At 71.5% G+C, this 15,367-nt stretch carries 12 protein-coding genes; 9 read left to right on the forward strand and 3 right to left on the reverse strand.

Annotated features, from left to right (window positions below):
* Positions 1-55 precede the first annotated feature (55 nt).
* The 3 genes from ACFY0K_RS17595 (at position 56) to hutH (ending at position 3,863) form a co-directional block, all read left to right on the forward strand.
* Positions 56-850, forward strand: coding sequence for an enoyl-CoA hydratase/isomerase family protein (locus ACFY0K_RS17595; RefSeq protein ID WP_390640596.1), 795 nt, complete (start codon positions 56-58; stop codon positions 848-850).
* Between the two features lie 213 nt (positions 851-1,063).
* Positions 1,064-2,209, forward strand: coding sequence for a diguanylate cyclase domain-containing protein (locus tag ACFY0K_RS17600; RefSeq protein WP_390640597.1), 1,146 nt, complete (start codon positions 1,064-1,066; stop codon positions 2,207-2,209).
* A gap of 115 nt (positions 2,210-2,324) precedes the next feature.
* On the forward strand, positions 2,325-3,863 hold the full coding sequence (gene hutH, locus ACFY0K_RS17605; RefSeq protein WP_390640954.1) for a histidine ammonia-lyase: 1,539 nt from the start codon (positions 2,325-2,327) through the stop codon (positions 3,861-3,863).
* 350 nt (positions 3,864-4,213) lie between these two features.
* Here the strand turns inward: hutH and ACFY0K_RS17610 are convergent, their stop codons facing one another.
* Positions 4,214-4,996 (reverse strand): hypothetical protein, encoded by a 783-nt coding sequence (locus ACFY0K_RS17610; protein WP_390640598.1) that lies wholly within the window; start codon positions 4,994-4,996, stop codon positions 4,214-4,216.
* Positions 4,997-5,037: 41 nt separating this feature from the next.
* Positions 5,038-5,355: an LAETG motif-containing sortase-dependent surface protein gene (locus ACFY0K_RS17615; RefSeq protein WP_390640599.1), complete on the reverse strand. Its 318-nt coding sequence runs from the start codon at positions 5,353-5,355 to the stop codon at positions 5,038-5,040.
* A gap of 109 nt (positions 5,356-5,464) precedes the next feature.
* Here ACFY0K_RS17615 and ACFY0K_RS17620 point away from each other — a divergent pair, with 109 nt between their 5' ends.
* Positions 5,465-5,809 carry a hypothetical protein gene (locus ACFY0K_RS17620; RefSeq protein WP_351959421.1) on the forward strand — a complete coding sequence of 115 codons (345 nt, stop codon included), beginning with the start codon at positions 5,465-5,467 and terminating at the stop codon, positions 5,807-5,809.
* 223 nt (positions 5,810-6,032) lie between these two features.
* Positions 6,033-7,277: an Ig-like domain-containing protein gene (locus ACFY0K_RS17625; protein ID WP_390640600.1), complete on the forward strand. Its 1,245-nt coding sequence runs from the start codon at positions 6,033-6,035 to the stop codon at positions 7,275-7,277.
* Between the two features lie 85 nt (positions 7,278-7,362).
* Here the strand turns inward: ACFY0K_RS17625 and ACFY0K_RS17630 are convergent, their stop codons facing one another.
* Entirely contained in the window at positions 7,363-7,968 is a 606-nt protein-coding gene (locus ACFY0K_RS17630) for a CGNR zinc finger domain-containing protein (RefSeq protein WP_390640601.1), read from the reverse strand.
* A gap of 103 nt (positions 7,969-8,071) precedes the next feature.
* Between ACFY0K_RS17630 and ACFY0K_RS17635 the strand changes: the two genes are divergently transcribed.
* From ACFY0K_RS17635 to ACFY0K_RS17650, 4 genes are all read left to right on the forward strand, one after another.
* The gene (locus ACFY0K_RS17635) at positions 8,072-9,259 is read left to right on the forward strand and encodes an MFS transporter (RefSeq protein ID WP_390640602.1); all 1,188 of its coding nucleotides are present in this window, start codon (positions 8,072-8,074) and stop codon (positions 9,257-9,259) included.
* A gap of 100 nt (positions 9,260-9,359) precedes the next feature.
* A complete protein-coding gene (locus ACFY0K_RS17640; protein WP_390640603.1) occupies positions 9,360-10,832 on the forward strand; it encodes an ABC transporter permease in 1,473 nt (490 codons plus the stop codon).
* 225 nt (positions 10,833-11,057) lie between these two features.
* Positions 11,058-11,741: an ABC transporter ATP-binding protein gene (locus ACFY0K_RS17645; protein ID WP_390640604.1), complete on the forward strand. Its 684-nt coding sequence runs from the start codon at positions 11,058-11,060 to the stop codon at positions 11,739-11,741.
* 290 nt (positions 11,742-12,031) lie between these two features.
* Positions 12,032-15,280 carry a S8 family serine peptidase gene (locus tag ACFY0K_RS17650; protein WP_390640955.1) on the forward strand — a complete coding sequence of 1,083 codons (3,249 nt, stop codon included), beginning with the start codon at positions 12,032-12,034 and terminating at the stop codon, positions 15,278-15,280.
* The last annotated feature ends 87 nt before the right edge of the window (positions 15,281-15,367 follow it).

Below are 15,367 nucleotides of genomic sequence, written 5' to 3' on the forward strand. Positions count from 1 at the left end.
TCGGCTGCGATGATCGGGGCCAGGATGTTAACCCGCGTTAACCGGAGGGCGTGTCGTGAGCGAGGAGCGGTTCGGGGAGTTCGTGCTGGTACGACGGCACGGCAAGGTCGCCGAGTTCGTGCTGGACCGGCCCCAGGCCATGAACGCGGTGTCGGCGGAGATGGCGCGTTCGATCGTGGCCGCGTGCGCCGCCCTGAGCGCCGACCGGCACGCCCGGGTCGTCGTGCTGACCTCCTCGCACGAGCGGGCGTTCTGTGTCGGCGCCGACCTGAAGGAGCGCAACGCGATGAGCGACGCGGAGCTGCTCCGGTCGCGGCCGCTGTCGCGCGGGGCGTACACCGGCGTGCTGGAGCTGCCGATGCCGACGATCGCCGCCGTGCACGGCTACGCGCTCGGCGGGGGCTTCGAACTGGCCCTGTCCTGCGACGTGATCGTGGCCGACGGCACGGCCGTGGTGGGCCTGCCCGAGGTGTCGGTGGGCGTGATCCCGGGCGGCGGCGGCACCCAGCTGCTGCCGCGCCGGGTGGGTGCGGCCCGCGCGGCCGAGCTGATCTTCTCGGCGCGGCGGGTGGAGGCACCGGAGGCGCGTGCGCTGGGTCTCGTCGACGAGCTGGTGGAGGCGGGGCGGGACCGGGAGGCGGCGCTGGAGCTGGCGGCCCGGATGGCGGCCAACTCGCCGGTGGGCCTGCGGGCGGCGAAGCGGGCGTTGCGACTGGGGCACGGGCTGGATCTGCCGACGGGGCTCGAGGTCGAGGACGCGGCCTGGCGGACGGTGGCGTTCTCGGGGGACCGCGCGGAGGGGGTGGCGGCGTTCAACGAGAAGCGGCGTCCGGAGTGGCCGGGGGAGTGAGGCGCGGTGGGTCGGGCCGGGGGTGGGGACGCTCACCGCGCTTGCGGGGTGCCAGGTGTTTCGGGATGCGGCTGGGTAGCGCCCCGTAAGGGGCGCGGGGAACTGCGCGAGCGACCCCCACCGGCCCGCGGCCCGCGGCGATGCGCCCGCCTCGCAACACCTGTTCGCCGCACCAATGTCCCGAATGAACCAGATTCTCCCTAACCTGGAGTGATGGGTGAGGACAACCGGCTCGCCGCCGTCGTGGCGCTGGCCCAGGGCATGGCTGCGGCTCACACCCCACGTGAGTGCTGGCACGCCGCCGCGGCCGGTGCCTGCCGTGCGCTGGACGGCAGCTTCGCCGCGCTCTCCGTCTGGGAGCGCGAGCTCGGCCGGCTCCGGGTCCTCGTGAACGTCGGGGAGCGCGCCCCGGACGAGGAGGAGTTCCCAGAGGCCGAGGCCTACCCGGTGCACCAGTTCCCGGAGATCACCGAGTTCCTCCACGAACGCTGGGCGGGCGGCGGCGGCCCCAACGCCTGGGTCGAGACGGCCGAGGGCCCCGCCGCCGGCCGCCCCGGCTACTCCCACCAGCGTGTCGCCGCCCTGCGCCGCCGGGGCCGCGGCTGCTGCCTGGTCGCCCCGATCGTGCTGCACGGCAGGGCCTGGGGCGAGCTGTACGTGGCCCGCGCCGTCCGCGCCCCCGTCTTCGGCCGCGCCGACGCCGACTTCGCCACCGTCCTCGCCTCCGTCGTCGCCGCGGGGATCGCGCAGACCGAGCGTCTCGAGGAGGCCCGCCGGCTCGCGTACACCGACGCCCTCACCGGACTCGCCAACCGCCGTGCCGTCGACGTACGCCTCGACGAGGCGGTCGAGCGGCACCGTGCGGAGGGGGCCGTGGTCAGTCTCGTCGTCTGCGACCTCAACGGGCTGAAGAAGGTCAACGACACCTGCGGGCACGCCGTCGGGGACCGTCTCCTCGAACGCTTCGGCTCGGTGCTGTCGCTGTGCGGGGCGATGCTGCCGGGTGCGCTGGCCGCGCGGCTCGGCGGGGACGAGTTCTGTCTGCTCGCGGTCGGTCCGCCGGCCGACGACGTGGTCAAGGCGGCCGACGAACTCTGCCGTCGGGCCGGGGAGTTGGAGCTGGGAGAGGGGGTCGCGTGCGGGGTCGCCTCGACCGCGGACCCGATCGGGCCGGTGCGCTCGGGGCGCCGGCTGTTCCGGCTGGCCGACGCGGCCCAGTACCGGGCCAAGGCGCTGCGCGCCGGGCGGCCGGTGGTGGCCGGGCGGGAGGGGCCCGACGATCCCGTGGTGCGGCTGGCCGACGCGCCGCCGCCGGAGCGGGCGGAGCGGCGGAGCTTCCGCGGACGCCGGGGCCTGTGACGCACGGCTGTGAGGTACGGCCGTGAGGTACGGCTGTGACGTACAAGTAAGGGGCGAACCCGTGCCCCAGTAGTGACAGCCCCTGCATTCAATGCGTACGCTCCTGAATATGGATATGCACACTGTGGTGGTGGGGACGTCCGGTGTCACCGCGTCCGACGTTCTCGCCGTGGCGCGCGGCGGCGCCCGGATCGAACTGTCCGCGGAGGCGGTCGCGGCCCTCGCGGCGGCCCGCGAGATCGTGGACGCGCTGGCGGCCAAGCCGGAACCGGTCTACGGCGTCAGCACCGGCTTCGGTGCCCTGGCGACCCGGCACATCAGCCCGGAGCTGCGGGCCCAGCTGCAGCGCAACATCGTCCGTTCGCACGCGGCCGGGATGGGGCCGCGGGTGGAGCGCGAGGTCGTCCGGGCCCTGATGTTCCTGCGGCTGAAGACCGTCTGCTCCGGACACACCGGTGTGCGTCCCGAGGTCGCCCAGACCATGGCCGACGTGCTGAACGCCGGTATCACCCCGGTCGTGCACGAGTACGGCTCCCTGGGCTGCTCCGGGGACCTGGCCCCGCTCTCGCACTGCGCCCTCACGCTGATGGGCGAGGGCGACGCCGAGGGCCCCGACGGGGTCGTGCGGCCCGCCGGTGAGCTGCTCGCCGAGCACGGGATCGCCCCCGTCGAACTGCGCGAGAAGGAGGGGCTGGCCCTCCTCAACGGCACCGACGGCATGCTCGGCATGCTGGTGATGGCCCTCGCCGACCTGGACATGCTCTACAAGTCGGCCGACGTCACGGCCGCGTTGAGCCTGGAGGCGCTGCTCGGTACGGACAAGGTGCTCGCGCCCGAGCTGCACGCCATCCGGCCGCACCCGGGGCAGGGCGACAGCGCCGCCAACATGCTCGCCGTGCTGGAGGGTTCCGAGCTGACCGGTCACCACCAGGACGACGCGCCGCGCGTCCAGGACGCGTACTCGGTGCGGTGTGCTCCGCAGGTGGCCGGGGCCGGGCGGGACACGCTCGCGCACGCGCGGCTGGTCGCCGAGCGGGAGCTGGCGTCGGCCGTCGACAACCCGGTGGTCCTGCCCGACGGGCGGGTGGAGTCGAACGGCAACTTCCACGGGGCGCCGGTCGCCTACGTCCTCGACTTCCTCGCGATCGCGGTGGCCGACCTCGGGTCGATCGCCGAGCGGCGGACGGACCGGCTGCTGGACAAGAACCGCAGTCACGGGCTGCCCCCGTTCCTGGCGGACGACGCGGGCGTCGACTCGGGGCTGATGATCGCCCAGTACACGCAGGCGGCGCTGGTGAGCGAGCTGAAGCGGCTGGCCGTTCCGGCGTCGGCCGACTCGATCCCGTCCTCGGCGATGCAGGAGGACCACGTGTCGATGGGGTGGTCGGCGGCGCGCAAGTTGCGGACGGCCGTGGACAATCTGACGCGGATCATCGCCGTCGAGCTGTATGCGGCCGCCCGGGCCGTCGAGTTGCGGGAGGGCCTGGCGCCGGCGCCGGCGTCCCGGGCCGTGATCGACGCGGTGCGCTCGGCTGGGGTGCGGGGGCCTGGGCCCGACCGTTTCCTCGCGCCGGATCTGGCCGCGGCGGAGGAGTTCGTGCGGGGCGGGGGCGTCGTCGCGGCGGCGGAGAAGGTGACCGGGCCGCTGCGGTAGTTCGTCGGCCGCGGGTGCGTGGGGGGCTGGTCGCGCAGTTCCCCGCGCCCCCAAGACTGCGCGGTTCCCCGCGCCCCAAGACTGCGCGGTTCCCCGCGCCCCGAGACTGTGCGGTTCCTCGCGCCCCGAGACTGTGCGGTTCCTCGCGCCCCGAGACTGCGCGGTTCCCCGCGTCCCGAGACTGTGTGGTTCTCCGCGTCCCGAGATGTGCGGTTCTCCGCGTCCCGAGACTGTGCGGTTCTTCGCGACCCGAGACTGCGCGGTTCCCCGCGCCACCGAGATTGCGCGGTTCCTCGCCCCCCGAGATGCGCGGTTCCCCGCGCCTCCAGAGGGGCGCGGGGAACCGCGCTCTACTTCAGCTTGGTCGACTGGGCCTTGATCACTGGTGGAGGCACTGTGTAGGGCTTGTTGGTCATCATGGCGCCGATGTTCATCGTGAAGTAGGTGGCGACCGTGTTGCCGTAGCGGACGACCTCGGCGTGCAGGGGGCCCTTGTCGCCGTCCATGTCGGTGGTGGCGGTGAAGGCGATCGACTCGTCGCCCGATCCGGATGCCTTGGCCGGCGTGACCTTCGTGACCTTCTGTTCGTCGCCGGCGGCGCCGCCCGTGAAGCCCTTGGTGCAGGACTCGAGGGCGGTCGAGAGCGCGCGCAGGGCCTGCTGGGCGCCGTCGCCGTCGTACGACGACAGGTCGAGGGAGGTGACGTCCAGGTTCAGGGAGTCCTTGAGGGCGCTCTCGAACTTGCCGTCGGCCATGTCGTCGAGGGAGGTCGCGTGGTCGGTGGGGTCCTTCTTGTCCTCGCGTACCGTGCGGCCGATCTCGGACGCCGGGTCGGCGGGGGAGAGGCCGGTGAGGACGTAGGCCAGCGGGCGGCACTTGTCGTCGCTGGACTTGACGGTGCTCCGGTTCGGCGCGGCCTTGCCGATCGCGTTGACCTTGTAGCCGTCCACCTCGCCCTGCGCGAGGATCCGCTGCTTCAACTCCGCGGTGTTCAGCGCCTTGACGGTGGACGCTTCCCGCGCGGTCCCCGAGGTACCCGTGGAACTCCCGCCGGAGCAGCCCGTGATGAGGGCGAGGGACAGCGCGCCGCCGACGGCGAGGGCGCAGGTCCGCACGCCCGGTGATCTCTTCATGAGAGGACTGTGAGTCCCCGGTCAAAGAGTGGTCAAGTCGTTTAGAACTCCAGGCGCTCCCGGCGGACCGAGTAGACCACGAAGCCCGCGCCGACGGCGAGGAAGAGGGTGCCGCCGACGACGTACGGCGTGGTGTCCGGGCTGCCGGTGTCGGCGAGGTGGGTGGCGTCCCCGGTCGCCTCGGACGTGGCCTCGGACAGCGCCCTCGCCTGCTGGGTGACCCGGGTCGCCGTACTCTCCGACGTGCCGGTTCTCGCCGTGGCGTCCTGCGACGCGTGGGCGGACGGGACGAACCACAGCGCGCACAGGAGGGTGCCTGCGGCGGTGGCGGTCAGCAACGGGCGGCGAGCGGATGACACGGAATATCGATCCCCTTGTGACGCTGGCGAATTGGCCGTGTGGGCTGATGTTAGTGAAAATCGCGGGTCACGGGAAAGTCACGGGAGGTTTCAGTCGTACGCTCCCGCCATGAGCACTCCAGAGACATCACGTTTTGTGCGGCTTCGGGTGGAGCTGGTCCTCGAGGTGGAGGACGGCGGCGAGGTCACCAAGGCCGCGCTGCGGCGGATCGCCGGGGATCCCGACCTGCCCGGCGAGGAGCGGGCCCAGGCCGAGGCCGCTGTGACGGAAGACACCGCCGAGGCGCTCGCCTACCTCGTCGATCCGTTCGACCTGGTCAGCGAGGTGCCCGGGGTCGAACTCCAGCAGGCCTCCTGGTCCAGCGAGCGGATTTCCTACGATCCCGATTCGCCGGACTGGGATCTCGACGAGGATGATGACGACGGCGACGACGAAGAGGGCGGCATCGGCTGAGCGATCCGGGGAACCGGTGACCCCGGGCGGCAACCGCCGTCCGGGGTTTCGTCGTCTCGGGGGGCGCGCGGACCGGTCACTTCCGCACCGGCCGCCCCCGTGGGCGTGTTGTGCCCCACAGATCCGGAGAAAGTGGAACGGGACGACGCGGCCCCAGCGTTGGGATTTCCTGACGGGGACTCTCGGTGTGTTCGCGGACTCGGCAACGATGGAGAAGCGTGTGATGACGGACAGTAAGCGGCGCAAGGGCCTGGTGGCCGCGTCCGCACTGCTCGGTGGCGTACTGGTGCTCACGGCGTGTTCCGGCAGCGATGACAAGGCGTCCGGCGGCGGCCAGAGCTCGCAGGCCCAGGCGGACGAGGCCGCGGCCAAGAAGTCGTCGAAGGCCGACATCACCATCACACCCAAGGACGGCTCGTCCAACGCGTCGATCAACAACTCCGCGGCCGTCACCGTCAGCAAGGGCACGCTCACCAGCGTCACCATGACCACCGCCGACGGCACCGCGGTCGCCGGCGCGCTGTCCGCCGACAAGACCAGCTGGAAGCCCTCCACCCAGCTGGAGCGGTCCACCACTTACAAGGTCGCCGCCGAGGCCAAGGACTCCGCCGGCCTGGTCGCGCACGAGAACGCCTCCTTCACCACGGTCTCCCCGGCCAACAGCTTCATAGGCACCTTCACCCCCGAGGACGGCTCGACCGTCGGCGTCGGCATGCCCGTGTCGATCAACTTCGACAAGCAGATCACGAACAAGGCCGCCGTCCAGAAGGGCATCACGGTCACCTCCAGCAGCGGCCAGGAGGTCGCCTGCCACTGGTTCTCCACCCAGCGCATGGACTGCCGCCCCGAGGACTACTGGAAGGAGAACTCCACCGTCACGCTGAAGCTGGCGCTCGACGGTGTCGAGGGCGCCTCCGGTGTCTACGGCGTCCAGCAGAAGACGGTCACCTTCCACATCGGCCGCAACCAGGTCTCCTACGTCGACGCCCAGACCAAGGAGATGAAGGTCACCCAGGACGGCAAGACCGTCAAGACCATCCCGATCTCCGCCGGTTCGCCCGAGCACAAGACGTACAACGGCACCATGGTGATGTCCGAGAAGTTCAAGGAGACGCGCATGAACGGCGCGACCGTGGGCTTCACCGACAGCGACGGCAAGGGCGAGTACGACATCAAGGACGTGCCGCACGCCATCCGCCTCACCAGCTCCGGCACCTTCCTGCACGGCAACTACTGGGGCGCCAAGTCCGTCTTCGGCTCCGTGAACACCAGCCACGGCTGCGTGGGCCTGTCCGACACCAAGGGCGCCAACGACACCAGCACGCCCGCCTACTGGATGTACAGCCACTCGATCGTCGGCGACGTGGTGGTCATATCCCACACCGGCGACAAGACCGTGGCCCCCGACAACGGCCTCAACGGCTGGAACATGAACTGGGCCGACTGGAAGGCCGGTTCGGCCGTCTGAGCCGTCCGGGCAGCGCAGCGAAGGCGGCCGTACCCCTGGGGGGACGGCCGCCTTCGGCGTTGGCGGTAACCGCCCGGCCGGTGCGTCAGCCGCCGGCCGGGCTCGCGTGCCTGGTGCGCCAGGTCTGCTTCTTGGCCTGGTTGCCGCAGGTCTCCATCGAGCACCAGCGGCGGTTGCCCGGGCGGGACGTGTCCAGGAACCAGGCGGCGCAGTGCGGTCCGGAGCAGGCCCGCACCCGGTCGAGGGCGGGCGAGGTGGCCAGCGAGAGCGCGTCGCGCGCGATGTCGGCGAGGAGCGCGCCGACCGGGTCCGCGGCGCTCCAGGCCACCGTGCCGTCCGCGGCGAGCACCGGAACCGGGGGAGCCGCGGCGGCGGCCCGGTTGAGCAACTCCCGCTCCCCGGGCGGGCAGCCGGCCGGGCCGGCGGAGGAACGGGCCGCGGTCAGCAGCGCGTGCACCGCCTCCCGTACCGCCCGCGCCCTCCGGAGCTCGTCCGGTGCCGGCGCCGGAATCGCCGTGCCGTCGGGATAGGGCCCCAGCTGGGCGACCCAGGCGGCCAAGGCCCCGGGGGTGTCCAGTTCCTCGGTGGCGCCGTCCGTACCGCGCAGCCGGAGCGTGCGCATGAAGTCCAGGCAGATCCGGCCCGCTCCGCTGCGGAAGCGGGGGACCGTGGGCGCGGGTGCGGCGGGCATGGGAACCACCCTACTGCGGAACCGGTTTTACTGGTACCGTCCAGGAACCTGTTATACGGGTTCCCAGTTCCCTTCCCGTCCCCTTCCTCGCCAGAGGTGTGTCGTGTCCGCAGGGACTTCCGCCCCCTCGTCGCCGACGCTGAGCCGGCGCCTGATCCTGCTGCTCTCCGTCGCCTGCGGCGTCGCGGTGGCCAACATCTACTTCCCGCAGGCGATCAGCCCGCTCATAGCCGACGACCTGCACGTCTCACCGGAGTCCGCGGCCGTCGTCGTCAGCTGCGCCCAACTCGGCTACGCGGCCGGCATCTTCCTGCTGGTCCCGCTCGGCGACCGGCTGCGCCACCGCGGCCTGGTCACCACCCTGCTGCTGGTGACCTGCGCCGGCCTGGTGCTCGCGGGCACCGCCACCTCGCTGCCCGTCCTCGCCGCCGCCGGCGCGCTGGTCGGCCTGACCACCGTCGTCCCGCAGATCCTCATCCCCATGGCCGCCGGGCTGACCGCGCCGGAGCACCGCGGCGCGGTCACCGGCACCCTGCTGTCCGGCCTGATCGGCGGCATCCTGCTGGCCCGCACCTTCTCCGGCACCCTCGGCGAGTGGCTCGGCTGGCGCGCCCCCTACCTGGTCGCCGCCGGCCTGGTGCTCGTCCTCACCCTGGCCCTGGCCGCCGCGCTCCCCACCACCACACCGAGCACCGGCCGGCCCTACCCGGCGCTGCTCGCGACCGCACTGCACCTGCTGCGCACCGAGCCGCAGTTGCGCCGCTCCGCCCTCAACCAGGTGCTGGTGTTCGCCGCCTTCAGCGGCGCGTGGACCGCCCTCGCGCTGTACCTCACCGGCCCCGCCTACCGCCTCGGCACCCCGGCCGTCGGCGTGCTCGCCCTGGTGGGCGCGGGCAGCATGTTCGCCACCCCGGTCGCCGGGCGCCGCACCGACCGCCAGGGCCCCGACGCCGTCAACCTGGTGTGCGCGGTGGGCGCCGTCGCGGCCGGCGCCCTGCTGCTGACCGGTCACCTCGGCGGCGCCGCCGGCCTGGCCGGTCTGGGGGCCGGGATGCTTCTGCTCGACGTGGCGACGCAGTCCGGCCAGGTCGCCAACCAGGCGCGCATCTTCGCGCTCCGCCCCGAGGCCCGGGCCCGGCTCAACACCGCCTACATGACCTGCGCGTTCCTCGGCGGCAGCGCGGGTTCCTGGCTGGGTGTGCGGGCGTACGCCGCCTTCGGCTGGAACGGGGTCTGCGGCCTGGTCATGCTCCTGGCCGGCCTGGCCCTCCTCCGGCACGCCCTGCGCTGACAGCCCGGTGCGGGGGCATTCCTGGCCTCCGTACAGCCTTCTCATGCATCTCTTATTTGGGCCTTATCGAGCCATCACGGTGCGTCCCTACCTTGCGGTCATGTTCTTCACCTACCTGAGGCGCGAACTGCGCCGCCGCAGAAAGGCGGCTCTCGTCGTCGCCTCCGGCCTCGCGCTGGGCATCGCACTGGTCATCGTGGTCAACTCCGTGTCCAACGGCATGGGGAAGGCGCAGGACAAGGTCCTCCAGTCGCTGTACGGCCTGGGTACGGACATGACGGTCACCAAGGCGGCGTCGGCGTCCACGAGCGCCTCCCAGCGGCCCCGCTTCAACTTCGACGCGCAGAACAACGACTCGTCGAGCACGCAGAGCAGTGACCGCGTCATGGTGCAGGGCTTCACCACCCTCGCCTCCACCACCGTCACCAAGGTCGGCGACCAGAAGGGCGTCGCGACCGCGGTCGGCGGGCTGAACCTCAACGTGGTCAAGATCAGCGGTCAGTTCACGCGGGGTCAGTTCCAGCAGAACCAGGGCTCCGGCGGCAACGGCGGCGGCTTCGGCGGCGGGGGCAACGGCCAGCCGCAGGGCGAGGTCAAGGGCGGCGGCGCCAACTTCGACGTCAACTCGTACACGGTCTACGGCACCGACGTCACCCAGACCGAGGTCGGCCCGCTGACCTCGTCGAAGATCACCAGCGGCCGTACCTTCAAGGCCACCGAGACGGACGCCAAGGTGCTGGTCGCCGACTCGGCGTACGCCAAGGAGAAGAAGTACAAGGTCGGTTCGACCGTCACCATCAACAAGGTCAAGTTCACGATCATCGGCATCGCGACGGCCGACAGCGGTGACGCGGCGGCCAACCTCTACATGCCGCTGAAGCAGGCGCAGACGCTCGCCGACGAGAAGAACAAGGTCACCACGATCTACGTCAAGGCGACCGACTCCAAGCAGATCTCCTCCGTCAAGAAGACCATCCAGAGCAACGTCTCGGGTACGACGGTCACCACCTCCGCCGACCTCGCGGACACCGTCTCCGGCTCGCTGTCCACGGCGTCCTCGCTCGCCACCAACGTCGGCAAGTGGCTGTCCATCGCGGTGCTCGTGGCCGCGTTCCTGGTCGCCGGCCTGCTCACCTCCTCGGCGGTGTCCCGCCGCGTCCGTGAGTTCGGCACGCTGAAGGCGCTGGGCTGGAAGTCCGGCCGGGTCACCCGGCAGGTCATCGGCGAGGCCATGGTCAACGGCCTGGTCGGCGGTGCGCTCGGGATCGGGCTCGGCCTGGCAGGGGCGTACGTGGTCACCGCGATCAGCCCGACGCTGCAGGCCTCCCTGGGCGGCGGTGGTGGCGGCACCGGTGGCGGCGGCTTCGGCGGCGGTGGGGGCGGCGGCTTCGGCGGCGGTCCCGGCCGGCAGGCCGCGAAGACCCTGGAGGTCGCCCTCACGGCACCGGTCAGCGTGACGACGATCGGGCTGGCGGTGGGCCTCGCGGTGGCCGGTGGCCTGATCGCGGGCGCGTTCGGCGGCTGGCGCGCGTCCAGGTTGCGGCCGGCGGATGCACTGCGGCGCGTCGAGTAGCTGACGTCGGCCGGAGCGGGGGGTGGGGACGCTCACCGGCCCTTGCAGGGTGCCCCCCCAGCCTTCGGCCGGGGGGACCCCCAGCGCCCACCCGTGCCGCCCCAGCGGCACGACTGCCCGCGGCTATGTAGCCCCGTAAGGGGCGCGGGGAACTGCGCGACCAGCCCCCACCCGCCCGCGGCCGACAACGCACCGCCCCACCCCGAAAACCCTCCAGGAGCCACCATGTACGAACTCAGAAACGTCACCAAGCTCTACTCACGCGGCAAGGACACCGTCCGCGCCCTCGACGGCATCGACCTCACCATCGCCGACGGCGACCGCCTGGTCATCCAGGGCCCCACCGGCGGCGGCAAGTCCACCCTCCTGCAGATGCTGGGAGGACTCGACCGCCCGACCTCCGGCGAAGTCGTTCTCGACGGGACCGACTTGGCCAAGCTCTCCGAAACGAAGCTCACGTCGGTCCGCAGCGCAAGCATCGGCTTCGTCTTCCAGTCGTTCAACCTCATCCCGACGCTCACCGCCCAGGAGAACGTCGAGACCGCCCTCGTCCCGCTCGGCGTCAAGACCAAGGAACGGCGAGAGCGCGCCGCCGAGGCGCTGACGTCGGTCGGCCTCGGGGAGCGCCTCGGCCACCTGCCCGGCGAGATGTCCGGCGGCCAGCAGCAGCGCGTCGCCATCGCCCGGGCCCTCGTCAAGCAGCCCAAGGTGCTGCTCGCCGACGAGCCCACCGGCAACCTCGACGAGGGCATGCGCGACGAGATCATGGACGTACTGGAGCGCATGTGGAAGGAGCACGGGCTGACCTTCATCATGGTCACCCACGACTCCGCGATAGCGAAGAAGGCCCCGCGCCTCGCGACCATCCGCAAGGGCAAGATCACCGTCAAGGAGAACGCCGGAGCATAGAACCGCCGCGCCGCACGCAACCGCGCGGTTGTGTAACGGTGTTCACCCCGGCGCGTAACAGTTGTCCCACACCCCTCTTACCGGCCTCTCATCTATTGAGCCCGCTGATCACCCCCCGGCATACTCCGTATTCCGGGGGGTTGACGTATGTGCGTACGGGACTGCCCCCGGCCGGGTGAACGGGGAATTCGCCCGGTACACCGTCTCCTGGGGGAGTCTTGCGCAGACAAGTGAAAAGAGCTGCCGTGGCCACCGTGGCCACGGCAGCCGCCGTCGCGCTCGCCGCGGGCATGACCAGCCCGGCGTCGGCGAAGCCGGAATCGCCTGCCGCCTCGGCCGCGGCCGCCTCTTCGCTCACCGCCAAGCACCACGTCACCCTGATCACCGGCGACCGGGTCGCCCTCGACGCCAAGGGCCGGGTCGTCGGCCTGGAGCGGGCGAAGGGGCGGCAGCACATACCCTTCCGGATCAGCAAGGCCGGCGGGCACACCCTCGTCGTCCCCGGTGACGCCGTCCAGCTGGTGGCCTCCGGCAAGCTGGACCAACGGCTCTTCGACGTCACCGAGTTGAACAGTGCCGCGACCCGCAGGGCGCAGCGGAACGGCCTCAAGGTCATCGTCGGCTACAGCGGTGCCGCCACCGCCACCCGGGCCGACGTCCGGGACGCGGGCACCCTGCGGCACAGCCTGAAGGCGCTGAACGCGGACGCCGTGCAGACCCCGGCCAAGGAAACGCCCGAGCTGTGGGACGCGGTCACCAACGGCGACAAGGCCGCCGCCGGCATCGCGCACGTCTGGCTCGACGGCGTCCGCAAGGCCAGCCTGGACAAGTCCGTGCCGCAGATCGGCGCGCCCACGGCATGGAAGGCCGGTTACAACGGCAAGGGCGTCAAGATCGCCGTCCTGGACACCGGAGTCGACACGAGCCACCCGGACCTCAAGGACCAGGTGATCGAGTCCAAGAACTTCAGCGCGGCCGCCGACGCCTTGGACCACTTCGGGCACGGCACGCACGTCGCGTCCATCGCGGCCGGCACCGGTGCCAAGTCGCACGGCAAGTACACGGGTGTCGCGCCCGGCGCGAAGATCCTCAACGGCAAGGTCCTGGACGACACCGGCTCCGGTGACGACTCCGGCATCCTCGCCGGCATGGAGTGGGCGGCGGCCGAGGGCGCCGACATCGTCAACCTCAGCCTCGGCGGCTTCGACACCCCGGAGATCGACCCGCTGGAAGCCGAGGTGAACAAGCTGTCCGAGCAGAAGGGCATCCTGTTCGCGATCGCCGCGGGCAACGAGGGCCCCGAGTCGATCGGTTCGCCGGGCAGCGCCGCAGACGCGCTCACCGTCGGCGCCGTCGACGGCAAGGACAAGCTGGCCGACTTCTCCTCCACCGGCCCCGCCGCCGACGGGTCCATCAAGCCCGATGTCACCGCGCCCGGCGTCGACATCACCGCGGCCGCGGCCAAGGGCAGTGTCATCGACCAGGAGGTCGGCGAGAACCCGCCCGGCTACCTGACCATCTCCGGTACCTCGATGGCGACCCCGCACGTCGCGGGCGCCGCCGCCATCCTCAAGCAGGAGCACCCCGACTGGGGCTTCCAGGAGCTGAAGGCGGCCCTGACCGGTTCCGCGAAGGGCGGCAACTACACGCCGTTCCAGCAGGGTTCGGGCCGGATCGCCGTCGACAAGGCCATCAAGCAGACCGTGCTCGCCGATCCGGTGTCGGTGAACTTCGGTGTGCAGCAGTGGCCGCACACCGACGACACCCCGGTCACCAAGCAGCTGACGTACCGCAACACCGGCACGTCCGACGTGACGCTCACGCTGACGTCGTCCGCCACCGGCCCCAGGGGCGCGGCGGCCCCGGCCGGCTTCTTCAAGCTCGGCGCGACCCGGGTCACCGTCCCGGCGGGCGGCACGGCCTCCGTCGGCCTCACCGTCGACACCAAGCTGGGCGGCACCCTCGACGGCGCCTACTCGGCGTACGTCACGGCGACCGGCGGCGGCCAGGCCATCCGCACGGCGGCCGCGGTCCAGCGCGAGGTGCAGTCGTACAACGTCACCGTCAAGCACATCGGACGCGACGGCAACCCGACCGGTGTCTACAGCACCGACCTCGTCAGCTACGCGGGCCTCGGCAACGGCCGGGACTACGCCGTGCCGGTCTCCGGCACCGGGACCGCCACGTTCCGGGTGCCGAAGGGCACGTACCTGCTGGACGCCCTGATCGCCAAGGACTTCACCACCTTCGACGGCGGTGTCGACTGGCTGGTCGACCCGAAGCTGGACGTCACCAAGGACCTCACGCTCACCGTCGACGCCCGCACCGCGAAGGCCGCCGACATCACCGTGCCGGACACCGGGGCCAAGCCGCACACGGCGACGATCGACTACATGTACGACCCGGCGGGCGTCGGATTCGGGGTCGGCTTCGACAGCTTCGACAACATCCGGGTCGCGCCGCTGGGCGGCGAGGTCGCGAGCGGTCTGACCCAGACCTGGAGCGGCCAGTTCACCAAGGGCGGCAACGAGGAGTACGACGTCGCCACCAGCGCGCAGGTCAGGAAGCTGCAGGGCGGCAAGGTCCGGCACTTCACGACGAGCGAACTGGCCACGGTGCGCAACACCGTCGGCGCCTCCGCCCCGGGCAAGACCGGCGCGGTCAGCCCGTGGGGCGTCGTCGGCGAGGACTTCGTCTCCGGCGACGCGGTGGAGCAGAGGCTGCCCGGCACCCGCACCTTCCACGTCTCCACCGTGGACGGCGCCCAGTGGGCCTTCGACGCCACCCAGTACTCCGGCCACGACGCCAAGGGCTTTCCGATCGCCGACGCCTTCTACACACTGGGCGACCCGAAGACGTACAAGGCCGGCAAGACCTACCGGAACACCTTCAACACGGCCGTCTTCGGGCCGGAGCTGAGCCGCGGGTTCGGCCTGTACCGGGACGGCAACCAGATCTACGGCATCGTCCCGCTCTTCTCCGACGGTGCGCGGCACGCCGGGTCCTCCGACTTCCTGTCGGTGAAGACCACCCTGTACCGCAACGGCGCCAAGGTCGGCTCCAACAAGGACCCGCTCTTCGGGGACGGCGTGTTCACGGTGCCGTCAGGTGACGCGGCGTACAAGCTGACCACCTCGGTCGTCCGCTCGGCCAGGGTCGCCGCCGCCTCCACCCGGATCGACGCGAGCTGGACCTTCCGCTCGAAGAAGCCGGGCAGCGGCACCGTACTGGCCCAGCTGCCTGCCTCCACCGTCCACTTCGGTGCCGAGACCGGCCTGGACAGCCGCGTCGCGGCGGGCAGGAAGAACACCTTCCCGGTCACCGTCGAGGGCGCGGCCGCCGGCCGCAACCTCAAGTCCCTCACGGTGTACGTGTCCTACGACCACGGCCGGAACTGGCGGAAGGTGACGGTCAGCCACGGCAAGATCACCGTGAAGAACCCGGCCAGGGGCAAGGCGGTCTCGCTCCGCGCCACGATCGCCGACAAGAAGGGCAACACGTCGTCGGTCTCGATCTACGACGCGTACTACGGCAAGTGAGCCGTGGCCGCTGAGTAGCACCCCAGCGGGCGGCCCGTCGGAAGCGCGGCTTCCGGCGGGCCGTTCTCCATGCCGTGGAGGCCGCCG

Origin of the sequence: Streptomyces sp. NPDC001507, from assembly GCF_042894765.1 — a bacterium.
Taxonomy (GTDB): Bacteria; Actinomycetota; Actinomycetes; order Streptomycetales; family Streptomycetaceae; genus Streptomyces.